Here is a 19,739-nt window from a genome sequence, read left to right as displayed (position 1 = left end):
CATGAGAGACGAGTTGGTGGGAAGGGTTGCGCTTGTTACGGGAAGCGCCAGGCGGATCGGGCGTCAGATCGCGCTGCATCTCGCTGCACGCGGGGCGACCGTCGTCGTGCATGCCCGCGAGGGGCGGGCCGATGCCGAGCGGGTCGTCCAGGAGATCCGTAACGATGGCGGCAAGGCCGAGATGGTGATGGGGGACGTCGCCGATCCGGAGGCCGTCCAGCGTTTCGTCGACGAGGCGGTCGATTTGTGCGGGCAACTCGACATCCTGGTCAATAATGCAGCCATTCGGCGGGCCGCTCCATTGCAGCAAATCGACTACGAGGAGTGGCGTGCGATCACATCCGTCATCCTCGACGGCACGTTCTTGTGCTGCCGTTCAGCTGCTCCACATCTGAAGAAGAGCGGTCGGGGTCGTATCATCAACATCGGCGGCGTTACCGCCCATATCGGTGCCGATGAGCGCGCCCATGTGGTTGCGGCCAAGGCAGGAGTCGTAGGGCTCACGAAAGCGCTCGCGGTGGAATTGGGCCCTTATGGGATTACAGTCAACTGTCTCGCGCCTGGCCTCGTCGAGGATGAAGGTGACAATGCAGAGCATACGGCCTTCCGTCGCAAGCATACGCCGCTCGATAAGATTCCGCTGAGGCGCATCGGCCGTCCAGCCGATATCGGAGCGGCGGCAGCAGCGCTGTGCGGCGACGAGTTCGCCTACGTCACGGGCCAGACCCTTCACCTCAACGGAGGTTCGTTCTTTTGCTGACCCAGCGTCTTGCCCAGCATATCGCGACAGCCATGTCCCGGCCCCTCCCACCCGAGATCGCTCTGAAGGGCCGCCAGCACCTGCTCGACACGGTCGCAGCGATGGTCTCAGGATCGCATCTTGCGGCGGGACGGAGGGCGCTCTCCTATTGCGCGGCGAACAGGGGCACCGGTGGCGCGTCGGTGATCGGTTCGTCGTTGGTGACTGGAACCGTACAGGCTGCTCTCGCTAACGGGATGCTCGCACATGCGGACGAGACCGACGATTCGCACGCCCCCTCCCTGACGCATCCCGGCTGTGCCGTGGTCCCGGCCGCTCTGGCCGTCGCCGAAACCCGCGGAATGTCCGGCGAAGCGCTTCTCCGTGCCGTCGTCGCCGGCTACGATGTCGGCCCCCGAATTTCCATGGCTCTCGGCGGAGAGAAGTTTTTCGTCCAGCATCACTCGTCCCACGCCGTCGGCGGGCTCTTCGGTGCCGCTACCGCGGCAGGGGCGCTGTTTGAGCTGAATCAGGACCAATGCTGCTCCCTTCTCGGCTATGCTGTGCAGATGGCGTCGGGCAATGCCTGCTGGCGTCGAGATCCCGACCATATCGAGAAGGCCTTCGATTTTGGCGGCATGCCTGCCATGAACGGAACTCTTGCGGCGGAAATGGTGGCCTCGGGCTTCACTGGGGTTCGAGACGCGCTTGAAGGAAATCCTGGTCTTTTCAGCGCTTTTCCGCAGGATGCCGAACCGGCGCTGGCTATAAAGGATCTGGACGAGGTATTTGAAATCTCCCGAACGGCCATCAAGAAATGGTGTGTGGGGTCGCCAATTCAGGCGGCGTTGGACGCGCTTCAGATCCTGATGAAGGAGCACCGGCTGACGCCTGAGGATATTGCCGAGATCGTTGTCGCACTTCCGGAGACATCCTCCCGAGTGGTCGACGACCGCGACATGCCGGACGTCAACTTACAGCATCAGCTCGCGGTTCTGCTGCTCGATGGCTCGATGACCTTCGCCACAAGTCATGACAAAGGCCGTATGCGCGATCCGGCTGTCGTCGCCGTCAAGGGGCGGATCAGCCTAGATCCCCGAACTGATGAGGAGTTCCAGACCTATACGCGCCAAGCGCAGGTGACCGTGAGTACGGTGGACGGTCGGGAGCATGTAAGCAAGGTGCGCCATGTCCGAGGAACCCCGCATAATCCCATGGACACCGATGAGATCGTCGCGAAAGCTCGGGATCTGATGGAGCCGATCCTATCTAAAGATCGAACCGAGAAAGTGATCGCATCAATCATGGCTGTCGAAACCTTGCCCGATGTCCGGGCATTGACGGCGCTTCTCCGCGTTGCGGAATCTTAAATTGATCGCCTCTGGAGAGATCGATGCGTCACCTGCGGGCCCAGCAAGAGTGCAGAAGCCTAAGCTGTTTCATCATCTGGCATTGGGGAACCTGAGCCAACATCTGGTGAATGGGACGTGTCGCCTCTGTCACATATGTGATTTTTGGTCAGCCTGCGTGTCGGCGACTAGCATGCTGCGGAACGCCTGTCTTAACTTTCGTGGTCAATGAACGTGAAACGTATTGCTGCAAGCCCCGGGTTGATACGCAGTAATCTGCCGAGGGCGGATAGGCTTCGCTTCGCCAGAACATGGTGCGGGTTATCGATGCAATGAGTATCCGGATAAAAGGTCTAAAAAAGAAATTCGGAAGCTTCGTTGCGGTCCATGGGGTCGATATCGAAGTGCCTGAAGGAAAGATGCTGGTTCTCTTGGGACCTTCCGGATGCGGTAAGACAACGACGATGCGCTGCATCGCCGGCTTGGAGGCGCCGACCGAGGGGATCATCGAACTCGGCGGTCAGCCGGTCTTCGACAGCCAGCGCAGGATCAACGTTCCTGTCAACCATCGCAATGTCGGGATGGTCTTTCAGTCATATGCCATCTGGCCGCATATGACAGTTACGGAGAATGTTGCGTTTCCGCTGAAGATGCAGAAGCTGCCTACAGCTGAGGTTGAGGAGCGGGTTGCCGAGATTTTGCGGATCGTGGGCCTCGAGCAGTTTCGGGACCGCGGGGCGACTTCCCTGAGTGGCGGGCAGATGCAGAGGGTGGCTCTTGCCAGGAGCCTCGTCATGCGCCCGGCGGTCCTTCTTTTCGACGAGCCCCTGTCGAATCTGGACGCACGGCTGCGCGATCATTTGCGCGTCGAGCTGCGTGAGCTGCAGACCCGGTTCAACATCACGAGTGTGTTCGTGACACACGATCAGAGTGAGGCTCTATCCCTCGCCGATCAGATCGCGGTCATGAATACCGGTCGCGTCCTGCAAGCGGATGACCCGGTCACGATTTACCAGAACCCGCACTCGAGCGTCGTGGCCGATTTCATCGGCTACCGCAACATCTTCCCGGGAGCCGTTCGGCAAGGCGGCGATGATGGAATTCTGTTTGCGCTCGACGAATCCTCATTTGAATTGACATCCGTCCACCCACCGCCGCCGGGCGAGGGGGGTATCTTCGCGTGCGTGAGGCCAGAGGATTTCGAGATCGAGGCCCATCGGCCCGATCAGCCGGTGAAGCCGAATACCTTTATCGGCGAGGTGACTTCGGCAAGCTTCATGGGATCCTACACGCAATACCGCGTCCGCAGCACGACCGGACAAGTCATCGACGTCTTCCACAATCGTGCGCCGCTCGATCTTCCGCCTGGATCACCTGCAAGATTGCACGTCGCGCCCAAGTCCGTCCTTCTCCTCCCGATGAGATCGGCATCATGAGAAGGGCGACGGTAGCAGAGCGGTCCGCGGTCCCGGTCCTCGTGCTGGTGACACTCTTCGTGCTCGTCGTCGTGCCGATCCTGATGGTGGTTTATACGGCATTCCGGGATGCGGTGCCCTTTTCGGGAAGCGAGTCAAATTTCACGCTCAGCAATTTCGGAGCGCTCTTCGAGGAGAAAACCGTCAGCGCGGCGATCAATACCGTGATTGTGACGATCGGCGGAACCCTTATGGCAACCGCCATCGGATGCATCCTGGCATGGCTCGCTGCCCGAACCGATATTCCGTTCAAACCACTCGTGCACGTAGTAGGGATCCTTCCTCTTTTCATATCGATGCTCGCGGCGACCGTGACCTGGGCGCTCCTCGGCGCCGGCAACAGCGCCTATCTCAACATCATCCTCGCCGATCTGGGTGCGCCATTCCGCATCGAGATGCGCTCGCTCGCGGGGTTCATCTTCGTCGAGGGTCTTTATCACGTCCCGTACCCATTCCTTCTCGTGTATGCGGCGCTCTCGCTGATCACTTCGGACATCGAAGAGGCCGCAGCGGTCCACGGCGCGAACCAATTTCAGACGACGATGAAGATCATCTTTCCTGTGGTTCTTCCCGCCATTCTAGGGTCGATGATCCTGAATGCCGTCATGATGGTCGAGAACATCGCCGTTCCTCAGATTCTGGGTGGTCCCGTAGGGCTCGAGACCCTGTCCATTCGCGTCTATTACCTGATGAATCGGATTCCATCCTCGCCGACCCAGGCGAGCGCGGTGGCACTGCTCCTCGCCGCCATTGTTTTTGCCCTCATCTACGCGCAGAATTTTGTGCTCAAAGGGCGAGACTATCGCACGATTTCAGGCAAAGGCGCGCAGCAGAAAGTTATGTCCCTCGGGAACTGGCGCTATGTCGCCGCCGGCTTCGTCGTCCTTTACTTCACGGTTGCGATCGTCCTGCCGATGCTGGCGCTCCTCCTTGGAGCGTTGAGAGCAAATGCATACATTGCAAATACGGCTGCGATGTTCGATGTCGCTCAATTAAGCAGTGATCGGCTGTTGTCCATCACCAGCGATTCCGAGGTCATCAATGGACTTAAGAACAGCTTGGTCGTCGCATTCGTGACCTGTGTCTTCGGAACGGGATTTTTCTTTATCCTGGCCTACATCGTTCATCGAACTCGCATTCCTGGCAGGAAAGTGATCGAATATATCGCCATGATGCCGCTGGCCATTCCGGCGACGCTTCTGGCGATGGGTGTACTTTGGGCTTGGATCGGGTCTCCGATCCCGGTCTACGGCACAATCTATATCATTATCCTGTCCTTCCTCCCCCGCTTCATGCCGCAGGCGTTCAGGGCGCTTTCGTCCAGCGTTATGCAGGTCCACGAGGACCTCGAGAACGCAGCTCTTCTGTGCGGTGCCACTCGCGCGCAGACGGTTTGGAAGGTTTTCCTTCCACTCGTACGTGGCGGCGTCGTATCCGCGGCTTTCCTGCTCTTCGTCCTGAGCCTGCGCGAGGTCGGCGGCGCTCTGTTTCTGTACACGACGAACACGCGCGTTCTCTCCATCGTGGTTTTCGAGAGCTACGAGAACGGCAGCTGGGATTTCGTTGCCGGCGTGAGTCTGCTCTACACCGTCTTGCTGGGCGGAATTACCTTGCTGGGACTTAAGTGGCTCAGACCCTCATTGTGAGGCCGGACATTCCGGCCTCCTGGCACGAAACCCGGCCGCTCGTGCCGGGAGCAACAACAAAATGCGATCGTTCAGATGGGAGGAGATGCTATGAACATGTTCAGGATGGGTGCCGTCGCAGCCCTCGCCATGGCTGTTGCTGCCTTCGGCAGCATTGGCAGCGGGAAGGCAGAAGACCTCGTTATCGCAGGCGAGAAGATCGCCACCGAGGCCATGTGGGAGAGTGCCAAGAAGGAAGGCGTTCTCGTCCACTATGGAACCTACGGAATGGACTTGATGAAAATCATCCATGCCGGCTTCACGAAAGATACCGGAATCAAGGTTGAGTATGTGCGTCTGAGCGGCGCGAACGTATATCAGCGCGTCCTGAGCGAGAACAGTGCCGGAAAGCTCGCTGCTGATCTCGTTGACCTGACGGATCTGGTTCAGATCAACGATTTCGTTGCGAAGGGAATTCTGGCGCCGCACAAGGTGCCGGGCTTCGACTCGATCGCCGCGGATCTCAAGGATCCTCAAGGGTATTGGTATGGTCTCGTGCGGCCGATCTCGCTGCTTGCAATCAACACCGCAAGGATCAAGGAAGCCGATGCGCCGAAATCATGGAAGGATCTGCTGGACCCCAAATACGATGGGCTGGTCGGAACCAATAACATTGACGGCGGATCGGCTCTGTCGATGTTCAGCTTCCTTCGGCAGAAGGTCGATGAAGATTATTGGAAGAAGTTAGCTGCACGCAAACCCAAGATTTACGATGGTATCGCTCCACTGACGACCGATCTCACCCGCGGTGAAATCGGTGTGGCCACCGGACCCATCTCTGAAGTTGTGCTGAGTCAGATGGCAGCGGGCGCGCCGGTCAAGGTTATTTTCCCCAGCGAGGGTATCCCATCGTTCCAGATTCCGGCGGGGATCACGAAGACGGCGACGCACCCGAACGCAGCAGCACTGTATCTCAACTGGGCAACCAGCAAGCGGGGCGGCGATCTCATCGCCAGCGTCGGCGCATATCCTTTGAATGCGAGTTCCAACAGGCCGGTTAAGAGCGGTGTCGAGTATCCGCCATATTCGGAGGTGTGGACTCTCAGCGCCGATGCCTGGAAGACCAACGCCGACAACTATCGCAAAACATGGCTCACAACCTTCGGGCGGTAGAACTATTCAGGAGCGCTGTCCGACGACGGGCGGCGCTCCATTCGCGCGGCGGGAGCGTGATACAGTGGCATCCTGCCATTGCCCTGATGAACCCTGGATGGTCCGATGAGCCCGATCCAGACACCGGTTTCCCTGATGTCACTCTTTCTCGTGTTCTTCCGTGTGGGGCTCTTCAGCTTCGGCGGAGGGCTCTCGGGCTGGATCTATCGCGAAGTGGTGACCCTACGGGGTTGGATAAGCGACGAGGACTTCTTCTCCGGCTTGGCGCTGTCTCAGATTCTGCCCGGAGCCAACGTCACCAATTTGACAGTTTATATCGGCCAGCGCCTACGCGGACCCGTGGGGGCTGTCAGCGCTCTAGTTGGACTTGTAATCGGTCCGTTCTTTGCCGTGATCGCGATGGTTTCGGCCTATGCGCAACTCGCTGCGATGCCGTGGATCCAGGATGCCATGAGCGGAGCTGCGGCGGCTGCCATCGGATTGCTCCTGATCGTGGCCGTGAAGGGCGCCTATAGTTCGAGCCGCCGCCTCGTGCCGTTCCTGATCCTGATGACGACCTTCGTGACCGTGGGTCTTCTGCAATGGCCGCTGGTGCCGGTGGTGCTGGGGCTCGCACCCGTATCGGTCGCATTTGCGTGGTGGCAGAGCTCGTCCGATGCGTGAGAATGCTCTCTGGTCCCTGATCGTCGTCTTCGTGCCGTTCTCACTGGTCTCGATCGGCGGTGGCCCCAGCATCTTCGCCGGCATCCAGCATCAATCCGTCGAGGTCTATCACTGGGTCACGGCGCGGGAGTTCGTCGACCTCTTCGCGATAGCCCGGGCTGCGCCCGGCCCGGGCTCCATGCTCGTGACCCTGCTCGGCTGGAAGGTGGCAGGCTGGACCGGCGCCATCGTGGCGACGCTCGCGCTCTTCGTTCCGTCATCGCTTCTCTGCTACGGCATCACGAAGATATGGAACCATTACCGCGGGCGCCACTGGCACACGGCGCTGGAAAACGGGCTCGCACCCATCGGCGCGGGGCTGATCCTGGCCGGTGTGTTCGCGATCTTCCGCATCGCGGGGGCGGGTATCCTGTCCTGGGTCATCGCGGGCGTCGCGGCCGCGGTCTTGGCCTTGCGTCCGCAGCTGAACCCGTTGACCCTGCTTGCGGGCGGTGCCGTTGCCTTCGCGCTCTGGCACAGCATGGTTCCTCAATTCAATTAGCGAAGCGTGCGGATCCAGAAGGCCACGTCAGGCCTTCAGGTGAACCGTCACAAGGACGGTGCTTTCGGAGCCTGACGGGTAATCCGCAGCGACACGCAGCCAGTTGCCGAAGTGCTTCACGCGAAGGACCGCAATGCCGTCCTTGCGTGAAGGCATTGGAGCCTCGGTTCCCTCGGCCGCCCAGCGCATGCCATCGGGCGAGATCTCGACCCGCGCCACGGGTTGCTCGCCCTTGGGCTCCTTCAACGCACGGATGAAGATGATGGCCTCGCGGGCCCAGCCTGCTTCGAAAGGCTCCGTTGCCGCGGCGCCCGTCCAGCGCTCGTTGCGGCCGACCACCAATGTGATGTTCTCGGGCAGCATCAGAAATCTCCCGAGATGCAGACGGAATCGACGTACAGGAAAGCACGCTTGTCCGTATCTGTTTCGGCGAAAAGGCAGAAGTTCAGCATGCACCAGAGATTCTTCATCGCCGGTATGCGGATGGACTCGAATCCAGACATATCGAAGGTGCGATCGTTGCAGCGGAAGGACAATGCCTTCATCTCTTCCAGATCGAAGTCGAAGGCGAGATAGGTCCAGTTGATCTTGGTCGGAATCTCGTTGTAGCAGAGGCGCTGGGCGCCTCCAGGCAGATCTTCCCAGTCTTCAGGCGACAGATGGTAATGGCTGAGGGTCTTGTCGCTGTTGCCGATCGGCTTCAGTTCGGTGGTCCGGCGCTTGAACTGCCACTTCTGTAAGTGCTCGCCGTCCAGCGCATTGAGGAAGCGCAGATGCGGCATCACACGCTGGCCGTCGGCGTCCTGGTCGCCCGACTGCAGATCGAACAGGAAGCCGACCGAGCGCACGTCGGTCTCGCTGAGCTTGAGCTCCGTCGCCTCCGGCTTGAAGGTGAAATAGATCTCGAACCGGATCCTGCCGCGGTGGCGGAAGGTATGACGCTTGATGGCGACGTTCTGTGCTCCTTTACGCGGTCGCGTCGCGATCTTCAGGGCGTAGGACGATCCCATGCCGCCGTGCGAACCGGAATCCCAATGCGGCAATGTCGAGAGCATGGCGCTCGTGTGCTGAGCATAGCCCGGCAGCATCGTGTCGAGATCGTTCTCGTAGTTGCCGACAAGCTGCGACCAGCCGCAATGGCCGGTGGAAAAGCTGTCGTGGCTGATGATGCGCGGCAGGGGATCGAACCGGCTGAGCTTGGGATCGGAGCGCAGAATCGCAAGCCGCATGGCCTCTGTCAGGTCGTTCGTCGGTACAGTCGAAGTCATCCTCGTCTCCATGCTCCGCTAAAGCATCGGACCCAAAAGCGGACCCACCTTTGGGAACCAATCCGATGCTTCCTCTTTTGATGAGAGCACCGTTCTTTGTGGCAAACCGGGGCCACTTTCGCTTGCGCGGCCCGCTGGGTCCGCACGATGCTCTAAGCGCGAAGCCGCGCGACTGCATCCCAGTCGATCTCGATGCCGAGGCCAGGGCCGGTCGGTACCGGCAGCATGCCGTTCTTCTGCCGGTCCGCGCCGGGCGCGGCGCCCGTCAGCGCCGTCTTGAACGGACTGGAATCGGTCTCGCATTCCATGGCGCGAATGTTCGGCATCGCCGCGGCAAGATGCACGCTCGCCGTTTCGCAGATGATGCCGGACATGCCGATATGGGGCGCGTATTGAACATCATGCGCTGCAGCGAACTCGGCCATGCGGCGCGTCTCGCTGATTCCGCCGGAACGGGCAACATCGGGCTGGAGGTAGGAGAGGGTTCGATTGGATACGAGGCGCATCGCCTGATCGAGGGTATAATTGCTCTCACCCGCCGCGAGCGGCGTGGCGCAACGGCGGTGGAGCTCCTCGTAGCCGGCCTCGTCCTCGGGCCGCAGTGGCTCTTCGAACCAGAAATAAGCATTGTCGGACAGGGCGCGGCCCACTTCCACCGCCTCTTCCAGCGTATAGGCCCAATTGGCATCGACACAGAGTTCGATGTCGTCGCCGGCCCGTTTGCGCAGACGGGCGATGCGCCGGCAGGCGTCTTTGACGGGATTCGCGATCTTCACCTTGATCCGCGGGAATCCCTTCGCCAGGTAGTTGTCGAGTTCGCTGTCCATGAACTCGTCGCTGCCCCAGTTCACGGAAGCCGCGTAGACGGGCACTTCGGTCCGGCCCATGCCGCCGAGCAGGCGATGAATGGGCAGGCCGGCCACCTTGCCGAGTATGTCCCAGAGGGCGATGTCGACGCCTGATATCGCCTCGAACAGCATGCCGCCGGAACGTCCGGAGAGCGCACGCCGCATGGCGCGCCAATGGGCTTGAATGTCAGTGGGATTGCCGCCGACGAGGCGCGGCTTCAGCGAGGTCTCGATCAGTTCGGCATAGGCCTTCGGAGAAAAGCGCGCCAAGGCTTCGCCCACGCCGGTGATGCCGGCGTCGGTGCGCACCTCGACCAGCAGGATCGAGACCTCATTGTAGGTTCCCCATGAGGTCACCGTCGGCCGCGGCAATGTCTGCTTCAGCGGATGGGCAATCACGTCGGTGATGCGGATCTCTGCGCTGTTCATACCTGTCGGCACCTGGCTTTACGTCTTTCTCAAGCTGGTCATAGCGTGGAACGCAATTGCTTGGCAACTAAAAAGCATAGTTGCTATGTTTATAGCTGGTGTGGTAATGATCGGGAAAGTCGGGAGTCCCATGAGCGCAGGATCGGCCAGAAAGCCTCTTTTCTCCTCGAAGCCGGTCGTACCCGCCCGGCTCGCGGACACCGTTTCCGACGCGATTGCCGCGGCGCTGTTCGATGGTCGCATCGCACCCGGAGAGGCGCTGCCGGCCGAAGGCGAGATCGCCCGCGAGTTCGGTGTCTCCAAGCCCATCGCCCGCGAGGCGCTGCGCCAGCTGGCGGCGGCAGGTCTGATCTTCACCCAGCAGGGCAAGGTCGCGCGCGCCAAGGCGATCAACGGCGAGCCGATGGAGCGCATCTACGGCTATGCCGCGCGGTCGAGCCTCGAGCGCCTGCGCGAGGCGAACGAAATGCGCCGTGTGATCGAGACGGGGATTGCCCGATTGGCGGCGGAGCGTCGCGATCCGGCGGGGCTGGCCGCCATGAAGCAGGCGCTGCATGACATGACCGGCTCCATCAAGGAGCCGGCAGGCTTCACCGAGGCCGATATCCTCTTTCACCTCGGTATCGCGCTCGCAACGGGCAACACCATGATCCGCGTCCAGATGGAGGGTATGCGCTCCGTCCAGCGCGAGGTCTCGGAACTCTTCTCGCGCCGCGCGAACCGCACCGGTGCCGACTGGAACGCGACCGTCGAGCGTCATCGTGCCATCTACGAAGCGATTGCGGCCGGCAAGCCGGATCTCGCCGAGCAGAAGATCATTGCTCATTTCGAGGCGGCGGACATCGCTTCGCTCGAGGTTGCCGAAAAGCTCGGCAAGGGCAGGGAGGCGCAATGATGACCGGTGCCTTCTCCCTCCTCGGTCGCCGCGCGATGGTGACCGGTGCCAATTCGGGCATCGGGCGCGCGATCGCACTGGGATTGGCGAGACAGGGTGCGGATGTGGCGGTCCATGGTCACGGCGATCGGGAAGGTTTGGCGTCGGTCCGTGCCGAGATCGGCGCCGCCGGCCGTGCCACAATGGAATTCGAGGCGGATTTCCTGGATGCCTCTGCGCCCGAAGCGCTCGCGCGCCGGGTGACGAATGAATTCGGGGCCGTCGACATCCTGATCGCCAATGCGGCCATCGAGCGCCGTGCGCCCTGGCAGGATGCGACGGAAGATCATCTGGCATTACATTTCACCGCGAATTTCGCGTCGCTCATAGCGCTCTGCCGCGCGCTCGTTCCTGCTATGGCAGAGCGTGGGTGGGGTCGTGTCGTGGCCACTGGCAGCGTCATGGCGGCTCGGCCGCGTGCCGAGACAGTCGCCTATGCGGCGTTCAAGTCTGCGCAGCTCACCGCTATTCGCGCCATTGCCCGTGAGGTTGCCGCACGTGGGGTCACAATGAACGTGATCTCTCCAGGCGCCATCGAAACGGAACGCACGGCGGACCGCTATGCCGACCCCTCGTTCCGCCATGCCGTCGCCGCCAAGATTCCCGTCGGGCGTCCCGGGCGGCCGGAGGATTGCGTGGGACCTGCTATCTTCCTGTGTTCGGAGGAAGCAGCGTATCTGACGGGGGTGGACATACCGGTCGATGGCGGTTGGACGATCGGCGATGCACCGGGCTCGCTCCCGGGCGAGTTCGTGCTCAGATAAACCCAAACAAACATAGCAGGGAGGAGAACGATGAAAACCACAATGAAGAGAATGACGACGACGGTGCTGGCGCTCGGAATGATGTCGGGCTCCCTTGGTGCCGCCGAGCTCCGTTTCACCATCTGGACGGGCAACGAGGCGCATCTCAAGATGCTCAATGGGTTCGCGGAGAGCTTCAAGGCGAAGCATCCGGACGTGACCGTCAAGTATGAGACGATTCCCCCGGGCGACTACACCCAGAAGCTGACCTTCCAGCTGGCCGGAGGCAATGCTCCGGATGCTGGGTGGTTGATGGAGGATGCCGCGCCTACCTTCGCCGCGGCGGGTGTGCTGGACAATCTCGCTCCAGCCTTGAACAAGGCTCAGGGTTACGACTTCGCGGACTTCTCCAAGCCCGCTCTCGGCCTGTGGACCGCGGGCGACAAGGTCTATGGGGTGCCGTTCTCGACCTCGCCCTTCGTGATCTTCTACAACAAGGACCTCTTCGACAAGGCAGGTCTGGAAGACCCGAATGCGCTCGCGGCAAAGGGCCAGTGGAACATGGCGAAGTTCCAGGAAGTGTCCAAAAAGCTGAAGGATGCCACGGGTAAATGGGGCTTCGAGTTCAAGGACGGTCAGGGCTACGACACACGCATCATGCATGCACTGATGCCGCCGATCCGCGCTGCCGGCGGAGACGTGTGGGCCAACAAGCAGTGCGGGTTCGACAAGCCTGAGGCGGTAGCGGCCGTCAAGCAGCTGCACGACATGGTCTTCAAGGACAAGTCGATCGTTCCGCCCGGCGAGCAGGGGGATTATTTCTCCGGCGGCTCTGCGATGACCATCAACCAGATTTCGCGTGCCTCGCTCATGCCGAAGGCAGGTTTCAAATGGGGCATCGCTCCACTGCCCACAGGTGCTGGCGGCGAGTCGCCCGTCATCGGCCAGGCCGGCATCGTCGTATTCTCCGCCGGCAAGCAGAAGGAGCTCGCGGCCGAGTTCGTGGCTCACATGACCACCAAGGATAACGTCGCCGCTGCCGCGCAGTTCTTCCCGCCGGCACGCAAGAGCGTGCTCGACAGCGACGCCTTCACGAAATCCAACAACCTTATTCCCCCGGAGCAGATGAAGGTCGTCGCCGACGCCATTTCCAAGGGCAAGGTGCTGCCGGCCCATGAGAAAAGCCCGCAGATCCTCGCCGCGATGAAGCCGCGCGTCGACGCCCTGTGGCGTGCCAATGCGGACGTGGAAGCTTCGTTGAAAGCTGTCTGCACTGCCATCCAACCGCTGCTCTGAGGGGTCAGGACAGTGGCGGGGGCTCTCCCAATACGAGACACGGCGCGCCGCGAGGATGCGCCGTGGCTCACCTTGAAGATGCGTGAGGCGATGGAGTCATGGCTCTTCATCAGCCCCACGCTTGCCGGCTTCCTGATCTTTTTCGTCGGACCGCTGATCGCCGTGGTCTGGTATTCGCTGACCGAGTGGAACCTGCTCACGCAGCAGGCTACCTTCGTCGGTCTCGACAATTACAGTGATGCGCTGTTTCGCAATCCCGATTTCTGGCACGTCATCCGCAACTCGGTGATCTTCGCGATCGGGCTCGTGCCTCTCAACATGGCGCTGGCGCTCTCGCTGGCGCTTGCCCTGTCGGGCCGCTTCGCAGGCGTCGTCATCTTCCGCACAGTTTTCTTCGCACCGGTGGTGACATCCGCCGTCGCCTGGGCGATCGTCTGGAAATTCCTGCTTCAGGGTGAAGCCGGGTTCATCAACCAGATGCTCGCTTCGATCGGCATCGATGGACCCAACTGGCTGCGCGAGCCGAACTGGGCAATGGCCGCCGTGATCGTGACTCGCGTCATCAAGATGGTCGGCCTCAACATGATTCTCTATATCGCTGCGCTGCAGGCGATCCCACGCGACTATGCGGCCGCCGCCCGGCTTGAGGGCGCGTCGGGCTGGCAGATCTTTCGCTGGATCATCTGGCCGCTGCTGGGGCCCACGACGCTGGTCATCATGGTCATCACCACCATCGGATCGTTCAAGGTGTTCGACCACATCTATCAGATGACCGGCGGCGGGCCGGAGAACGGCACCCTCGTCCTCGCGTTCTACATCTACCAGCAAGGATTCCAGTTCTTCGACGTCGGCTACGCGTCGGCGCTCGCCATGATCATGTTCGTCGTTGTCATGATGCTGACGATCTTCCAACTCGTACTGCGCCGGAGGGATACATGACTGCATCTCTCACAAGACGCCGGATCCGCATCATCAATCAGATCTGCTGGACGCTCGCGCTCTGCATCGTTGCCATTCCGTTCGTCTTTCCCTTCCTTTGGATGGTCTCGTCCGGCTTCAAAAGCGCTGCCGAGATTTTCGGATCGCCAAGCCTTGTGCCGCGCGAATGGCAATGGCAGAACTTCATCGACGTCTTCAAGCATCAGCCGTTTGCGCGGCAATATCTCAACTCGCTCTATATCGCCGTCACCGTAACGGCATTGACGCTGCTCGTCTCGTCGCTCGCGGGCTATGCGCTGGCGCGCATGCGGTTTGCCGGCGCAGCGTTGGTTGCGCTCTTCCTGGTCTCCGCGCTCATGGTTCCCGAAGAAGTGACGATCATCCCCAATTTCTTCATGATGCGCTGGGCCGGCCTCGTGGACACGCATTGGCCTCTGATCCTGCTGCCGACCTTCGGGCCGCAAGGCATCATGGCGACCTTCCTCATGCGTCAGTACTTTCTCGCGTTGCCGAAGGAGCTCGAGGATGCTGGCAAGATGGACGGCTTGTCGCGGCTTGGCGTCTGGTGGAGCATCGCTCTGCCCATGTCCCGACCGGCGCTTGCCGCTGTCGCCATCATTACGTTCCTCAATTCCTGGAATCTCTTTCTCGAGCCGCTGATCTTCGTCTCGTCTCTGGACAAGTTTACGTTGCCGCTGGCGCTGTCGAACTTCACCGATCCCTACGGCATGCCGCTTTGGCACCTGCAATTGGCCGCCACTAGCCTTGCGGTCATCCCGATCCTTGTCGTCTACATCATCGCCCAGCGCCAGATCATCGAGAGCTTCGCCCTCTCCGGCGTGAAGGGCTAGGCAACACTCCCGACCGCATATCGGATTTGTCATGACCAGTCTTTCTCTCAATAACGTCAAGAAGCACTTCGGCCGAACCGAAGTCATTCGGGGCGTCGATCTCTCGGTCGATGACGGTGAATTCGTCGTCTTCGTCGGGCCATCCGGCTGCGGAAAATCCACCCTGCTGCGCATGATCTCGGGCTTGGAGGACATCAGCTCCGGCGTGCTCAAAATCGGAAATCGGGTCGTCAACGAGACGCCGCCGGCCCGTCGCGGGGTTGCGATGGTGTTCCAGTCCTACGCGCTCTACCCCCATCTCAACGTGCGCGACAATATGGGATTCGGCCTCAAAGTTCGGAAGGTGCCGATCGATGAACGCGCCCGCCGCGTCATGGAGGCGGCACGCACGCTCAAGCTCGAGCCTCTCCTCGACCGCTTCCCGCGCGAACTTTCGGGCGGACAACGGCAGCGCGTCGCCATTGGCCGTGCGATCGTCGGCGACCCGGAGGTTTTCCTGTTCGATGAGCCACTGTCCAACCTCGATGCGGAGCTGCGCGTTCATATGCGCTCCGAGATTGCCTCGCTGCACAAGCGTCTCGGCAGCACCATGATATACGTGACGCATGATCAGATCGAGGCTATGACGCTGGCCGACAAGATTGTGGTGCTGCGTGACGGGCTCGTCGAGCAGGTCGGCACGCCGCGAGAGCTTTACGAGAGGCCTGGCAATCTGTTCGTGGCGCAGTTCATCGGCAGCCCAAAAATGAACATCCTTCCCGTCGGTTCGGTCGCGAAGGCTTTGCCCGTCCGTCCCGACAGCGCTGCCCATGTCGGCATGCGGCCCGAGGATCTCAAGCTGACCGATCCCGGTTCGGGTCTCGTCAGCGGGAAAGTGCTCCTCAGCGAGTATACCGGTGCCTCCTCGCTGCTGCACGTGGAACTGCCTGACGGCGAGATTTTCCTCGTGGCGTATGACGGGCCGACAATCGATGCGGACACCACCCTGGGACTGACGATCGCGCCAGACCGGCTGCACTTTTTCGACAGCGCCGGCCAACGAGCCAGCTAGATTTCAACTGCCTGCGAGAGACAGACGGGAAAAAGCGGCCGGCTGCGTTGCACCGGCCGCTTTGGCATTGGGGTAGCTTCTCGCCGCCTGGACGAGCCTAGAGCTGTTTCCACTTGCGTGGGGAATCGCCTCTCTTCTTTGGTTTCCCGCATTTTTTGACGGTGAGCCGAATCCACTTCGCCGAAAAATGCTCTAGGCGCTAAGGCGATGGGGGACCGGAGCACCGGCGACTGCCTGCTCACCGACGGTGATGGTCAGGGTTCCAAGCCCGTCGATGCTTCCGACCATCACATTTCCCGGCATGACCGGGCCAACACCGTCCGGCGTGCCTGTCATGATGATGTCGCCTGGTTCGAGGGAATAGTAATTCGACAGCGTCGCGATGATCTCCGGCACACGCCAGATCAGCAGGCTGAGGTCCGAATCCTGTCGGGCCTCGCCGTCAACCTCTAAGCGGATACGGCCGCTGGTGGGGTGACCCACTTGCTCTACCGGGTGAATGGGACCGCACGGCGCGGAATGATCGAACGCCTTCTTCAATTCCCATGGGATTCGCGGGCCATCGGGAGTGTCGAGCAGAGTGCGGCGGGTCATGTCGAGACAGATGCCATAGCCGAAAACATGCGAAAGAGCGTCGCCTTCCGGGATGTTGTAGCCGCCGGATTTCATCGCCACCATCAGTTCCAGCTCGAAGTGAAAGTTGTTTGTCTTCGGCGGATATGGAACCACACCGCCATCCTGCACGATGGCGTCAAGGGGCTTCTGAAAGATCAGCGGAAAGTCCCGCGTCTCGTCACCGCCCATCTCACGGACATGAGCAACGTAGTTTCGACCGATGCAATAGATGCGTCGAACCGGGAAACGTCGGTCGGTGCCCACAATCGGCAATGTCGGCAGGACAGGTGCCGGTACCACAAGATTTTCCGAATCTTTCATCTTTCCATTCCCGTAGGGGCCTTAAGGGCCAGATCGCGCCAGCATCTTATCTGCACAATTTCGCCTGTCGAGAATAATATGCATAAAATGTTTTTAATGGAGCAATTAGCCATTTTAATTGACAGCGATATTTGATGGTGCATCATTCCCGTTACGGCACATAAAAAGAGGGAACCGTAATGATCAAGCGCAGACACTTCATCGCCGCAGCGGCACTTGTGCCGCTCCTCATGTCGTCAGCCCAAACCGTCGCGCAGGAGCTGAAGCAACTGACGATTGCTTTCCCAAGCCCCGGCGGTCTCGGTTACTTCGGCCTCTACAACGCGATCGGGGAGGGATACTTCGCGGCCGAAGGACTGAAGATCCAACCCCAGAGTGTCAACGGATCGGGCCAGGTCATTCAGGCGCTGCTCGCGGGCCAAGCGAATCTCGGCCATCCCGGCCCCGGCCCCCTCATGAGTGCCCGTCAGCGTGGCGAGGATCTCGTCTACATCTACAATTACTTCACCCGCAGCCAGTTCAATCTCGTCGTTCCGGAAGAATCGCCGTTTCAGAAGCCGACGGATCTCAAGGGAAAGACGATCGGCGTCGGAACCGCTGACGGCGCGGAGGTTGCTTTCGTGCGCTCCATCTTCGACTCGGTCGGCATGAAGGAGGGAACGGATTACAAATTCATCACCGTCGGCGAAGGCGGCATGGCGGTCGCGGGCTTCATGCGCAAATCGATCGATGCCTATGCATCCGACACCGCAGGCGCCGCAACTCTGCGCCTGCGCGGCGTGAAGCTTCGCACCCTGACCCCGCCGGAATTTCAGGCCTTCTTCGGCAACGGATATGTTGTGACCCGCAAGTATCTCGAGGAAAACAAGGATACTATCGAACGGTTCGGACGTGCACTGGTGAAGGGCATGAAGTTCGGCATCGATCCCGCCAATCGCGCGAAGACTCTCGAGCATGCGAAACTGGGCAACCCCCAACAGCTCGAAGATATGAAGTTCGCCGACGCGCTCCTCGACATCTACTTCAACCTGACCGCGCCGATCGACCCGTCCAAGGGATATGGCTACAATAACCCGGTGGGTTGGGAATTGTGGCAGAAGACCCTGGTTGCCGCAGGCGATCTTCAGAAGCCGCTGCCAGATCTGACGCGCGCTTATTCCAACGAATTCGTAGAAAAGTGGAATGCCGCCAAATGAGGCCGTTTCCGGTACTCCAAACGGCCGGGGCATTGCCCCGGCCAGTCTATGAACTGACCAATGTCTCCAAATATTACCGCGGCGGCGGCATCGTTGCCTTGGAACAGGTGAGCCTTTCGCTTCGTCAGGGTGAGTTTCACTCCGTCATCGGGTCAAGCGGATGCGGCAAGTCTACGCTTCTCAAGATCATGGCCGGATTGACGCCTCCCTCGAAGGGGCGTGTCATGCTTTCCGGCAAACCGGTTCTGGGCGCTCGTCCGGATATCGGCATGATGTTCCAGCAGGCGACACTGTTTCCCTGGCGCACCACATTGCAGAACGTTCTGCTGCCGATCGAAGTGCGGGATGGAAAAGCGGCGGCGGAGGCCGCGCGCCCACGTGCGCTGTCTCTCCTGGAGCTTGTCGGGCTTAAAGGCTTCGAAAGCGTCTATCCTTCGCAGTTGTCGGGCGGAATGGCGCAGCGTGCTGCGATCTGCAGAATGCTCGTATCCGAGCCGGATGTGTTGCTTCTGGACGAGCCGTTCAGCGCTCTCGATGAAATCACCCGCGACTTCATGAATATGGAACTGCAGCGCATCTGTCTCGAGCGGGGTGCCACGGCATTTCTGGTAACCCACTCGATATCCGAGGCCGTGATCCTTTCCGATGTCGTACATGTCATGTCGGCCAGGCCGGGTCGCGTCGTGCAGACCATAGAAATCGACCTCCCACGCCCGCGCACGCTCGACATGGCCACTCTGCCGGAATTCGGCCGCTACGTCAGCACCATCCGCAACCTCCTCGACAAGGGAGCCTTCCTATGAGCGATCTTGCGCAGCCGGCAGTCTATGGCACAGAGGAAGAGGACACCGTCTGGACGGAGCGGGTATCCCTCATCTCGCTCATTCCGCGGTGGGTTTCGATGACGCTTCTGCTGGTTGCCTTCATCGGCATCTGGCACCTCGCAACCTCTGCAGGCATCGTGTCTCCGCTCATTCTGCCGTCGCCAACGGAAACCATCCTCGACCTCGGCTTCGTTGGGCGCGGCCTCCTTTCTGGCAACTATATGCTTGCCGCATTCTGGGTCACCACGCAGGAGGTGATCTGGGGCTTTGTCGTCGCATTGGTGATCGGCGTTTCTCTCGGCATTCTCGTTGGGGAGACATCCTTCGGCGAGCGAGCCGTCATGCCATACATCGTTGCGATCGATACAATGCCGAAGCTCGCTTTCGCGCCGCTCTTCGTCGCATGGCTCGGATTCGGCATCACGTCCAAGGTCGCGCTTGCCGCCTTCATTTCCGTGTTCCCAATCGTCGTTGGCACCGCCGCCGGCTTGCATGCGGCCGATGAGAATGCGCGCATGCTCTTCAAGAGCATCGGTGCCTCGCGCCTGAAGACGCTTCTCAAGCTGAAGATCCCGACCGGCCTGCCCCAGTTCTTTACAGGCCTGAAGATCGCATCGATCAGCGTGGTCTCGGGAGCGATCGCCGGCGAATTTCTGGGGGGCGGCCAGGGATTTGGCGAGTTGATCCGCGTGGCAGCATCTCAGCTGAATACACCGCGCGTCTTTTCATTGATCATCTATCTGAGCTTGCTCGGCCTGTCGATGTTCGCCATCGTCTCCTGGATGCAGTACAAATTTGTCTTCTGGCATAGAACCGACAATGGTGTGCGCGCGCGGGCGGGCCATTAGTCGAGAATCCA

20 protein-coding genes are annotated in these 19,739 nt (G+C 60.5%); 16 read left to right on the top strand and 4 right to left on the bottom strand.

Features of this window, described 5'->3' with window-relative positions; genetic code table 11:
• Position 1 precedes the first annotated feature (1 nt).
• From JKL46_RS20820 to JKL46_RS20790, 7 genes are all read left to right on the top strand, one after another.
• Complete coding sequence (locus JKL46_RS20820) at positions 2-760, top strand: SDR family NAD(P)-dependent oxidoreductase (RefSeq protein ID WP_201836840.1); 759 nt, start codon at positions 2-4, stop codon at positions 758-760.
• A complete protein-coding gene (locus JKL46_RS20815; protein WP_343074087.1) occupies positions 691-2,109 on the top strand; it encodes an MmgE/PrpD family protein in 1,419 nt (472 codons plus the stop codon). The genes JKL46_RS20820 and JKL46_RS20815 overlap by 70 nt, the downstream gene beginning before the upstream one ends.
• A gap of 290 nt (positions 2,110-2,399) precedes the next feature.
• Positions 2,400-3,524 (top strand): ABC transporter ATP-binding protein, encoded by a 1,125-nt coding sequence (locus JKL46_RS20810; RefSeq protein ID WP_210381418.1) that lies wholly within the window; start codon positions 2,400-2,402, stop codon positions 3,522-3,524.
• Positions 3,521-5,209 (top strand): ABC transporter permease, encoded by a 1,689-nt coding sequence (locus JKL46_RS20805; protein ID WP_201836835.1) that lies wholly within the window; start codon positions 3,521-3,523, stop codon positions 5,207-5,209. Before JKL46_RS20810 ends, JKL46_RS20805 begins: the two co-directional genes overlap by 4 nt.
• Positions 5,210-5,299: 90 nt before the next feature.
• Positions 5,300-6,361: an ABC transporter substrate-binding protein gene (locus tag JKL46_RS20800; protein ID WP_201836833.1), complete on the top strand. Its 1,062-nt coding sequence runs from the start codon at positions 5,300-5,302 to the stop codon at positions 6,359-6,361.
• 105 nt (positions 6,362-6,466) lie between these two features.
• On the top strand, positions 6,467-7,024 hold the full coding sequence (locus tag JKL46_RS20795) for a chromate transporter (protein ID WP_201836831.1): 558 nt from the start codon (positions 6,467-6,469) through the stop codon (positions 7,022-7,024).
• On the top strand, positions 7,017-7,565 hold the full coding sequence (locus tag JKL46_RS20790) for a chromate transporter (protein ID WP_201836829.1): 549 nt from the start codon (positions 7,017-7,019) through the stop codon (positions 7,563-7,565). The genes JKL46_RS20795 and JKL46_RS20790 overlap by 8 nt, the downstream gene beginning before the upstream one ends.
• Positions 7,566-7,592: 27 nt before the next feature.
• Here JKL46_RS20790 and JKL46_RS20785 read toward each other — a convergent pair whose 3' ends face one another.
• The 3 genes from JKL46_RS20785 to JKL46_RS20775 form a co-directional block, all read right to left on the bottom strand.
• Positions 7,593-7,928 carry a hypothetical protein gene (locus JKL46_RS20785; protein ID WP_201836827.1) on the bottom strand — a complete coding sequence of 112 codons (336 nt, stop codon included), beginning with the start codon at positions 7,926-7,928 and terminating at the stop codon, positions 7,593-7,595.
• A complete protein-coding gene (locus JKL46_RS20780; RefSeq protein ID WP_201836933.1) occupies positions 7,928-8,794 on the bottom strand; it encodes a DUF6772 family protein in 867 nt (288 codons plus the stop codon). Before JKL46_RS20780 ends, JKL46_RS20785 begins: the two co-directional genes overlap by 1 nt.
• Before the next feature lie 191 nt (positions 8,795-8,985).
• Positions 8,986-10,110 (bottom strand): mandelate racemase/muconate lactonizing enzyme family protein, encoded by a 1,125-nt coding sequence (locus JKL46_RS20775; protein ID WP_201836825.1) that lies wholly within the window; start codon positions 10,108-10,110, stop codon positions 8,986-8,988.
• Positions 10,111-10,240: 130 nt separating this feature from the next.
• On the opposite strand from JKL46_RS20775, the gene JKL46_RS20770 reads away from it, so the two are divergent.
• The 6 genes from JKL46_RS20770 to JKL46_RS20745 all read left to right on the top strand — a co-directional run bounded on the left by JKL46_RS20770 (position 10,241) and on the right by JKL46_RS20745 (position 15,924).
• Entirely contained in the window at positions 10,241-11,005 is a 765-nt protein-coding gene (locus tag JKL46_RS20770) for a FadR/GntR family transcriptional regulator (protein ID WP_201836823.1), read from the top strand.
• Positions 11,002-11,808, top strand: a complete 807-nt coding sequence (locus JKL46_RS20765) for an SDR family NAD(P)-dependent oxidoreductase (protein ID WP_201836821.1) — start codon at positions 11,002-11,004, stop codon at positions 11,806-11,808. Before JKL46_RS20770 ends, JKL46_RS20765 begins: the two co-directional genes overlap by 4 nt.
• 42 nt (positions 11,809-11,850) lie before the next feature.
• The gene (locus JKL46_RS20760) at positions 11,851-13,083 is read left to right on the top strand and encodes an ABC transporter substrate-binding protein (RefSeq protein ID WP_425493288.1); all 1,233 of its coding nucleotides are present in this window, start codon (positions 11,851-11,853) and stop codon (positions 13,081-13,083) included.
• A 78-nt stretch (positions 13,084-13,161) separates the two neighbouring features.
• Positions 13,162-14,022, top strand: coding sequence for a carbohydrate ABC transporter permease (locus tag JKL46_RS20755; RefSeq protein ID WP_201836931.1), 861 nt, complete (start codon positions 13,162-13,164; stop codon positions 14,020-14,022).
• Positions 14,019-14,873 (top strand): carbohydrate ABC transporter permease, encoded by an 855-nt coding sequence (locus JKL46_RS20750; RefSeq protein ID WP_201836817.1) that lies wholly within the window; start codon positions 14,019-14,021, stop codon positions 14,871-14,873. The genes JKL46_RS20755 and JKL46_RS20750 overlap by 4 nt, the downstream gene beginning before the upstream one ends.
• Before the next feature lie 31 nt (positions 14,874-14,904).
• Positions 14,905-15,924: an ABC transporter ATP-binding protein gene (locus JKL46_RS20745; protein WP_201836815.1), complete on the top strand. Its 1,020-nt coding sequence runs from the start codon at positions 14,905-14,907 to the stop codon at positions 15,922-15,924.
• A gap of 192 nt (positions 15,925-16,116) precedes the next feature.
• On the opposite strand, the gene JKL46_RS20740 is transcribed toward JKL46_RS20745, so the two are convergent.
• Complete coding sequence (locus JKL46_RS20740) at positions 16,117-16,860, bottom strand: fumarylacetoacetate hydrolase family protein (RefSeq protein ID WP_201836813.1); 744 nt, start codon at positions 16,858-16,860, stop codon at positions 16,117-16,119.
• 179 nt (positions 16,861-17,039) lie between these two features.
• Between JKL46_RS20740 and JKL46_RS20735 the strand changes: the two genes are divergently transcribed.
• From JKL46_RS20735 to JKL46_RS20725, 3 genes are read left to right on the top strand one after another with little or no spacing between them, the layout of a single operon-like run.
• Positions 17,040-18,056: an ABC transporter substrate-binding protein gene (locus tag JKL46_RS20735; RefSeq protein WP_210381417.1), complete on the top strand. Its 1,017-nt coding sequence runs from the start codon at positions 17,040-17,042 to the stop codon at positions 18,054-18,056.
• Positions 18,053-18,859 carry an ABC transporter ATP-binding protein gene (locus JKL46_RS20730; protein ID WP_201836811.1) on the top strand — a complete coding sequence of 269 codons (807 nt, stop codon included), beginning with the start codon at positions 18,053-18,055 and terminating at the stop codon, positions 18,857-18,859. Before JKL46_RS20735 ends, JKL46_RS20730 begins: the two co-directional genes overlap by 4 nt.
• Complete coding sequence (locus tag JKL46_RS20725) at positions 18,856-19,728, top strand: ABC transporter permease (protein WP_201836808.1); 873 nt, start codon at positions 18,856-18,858, stop codon at positions 19,726-19,728. The genes JKL46_RS20730 and JKL46_RS20725 overlap by 4 nt, the downstream gene beginning before the upstream one ends.
• The last annotated feature ends 11 nt before the right edge of the window (positions 19,729-19,739 follow it).

The organism is Microvirga zambiensis WSM3693 (assembly GCF_016735695.1).
In the GTDB taxonomy this organism is placed as follows: Bacteria; Pseudomonadota; Alphaproteobacteria; order Rhizobiales; family Beijerinckiaceae; genus Microvirga; species Microvirga zambiensis.
Note: the sequence above shows the minus strand (reverse complement) of the source record. Positions and strands in the feature narration are given on the sequence as shown.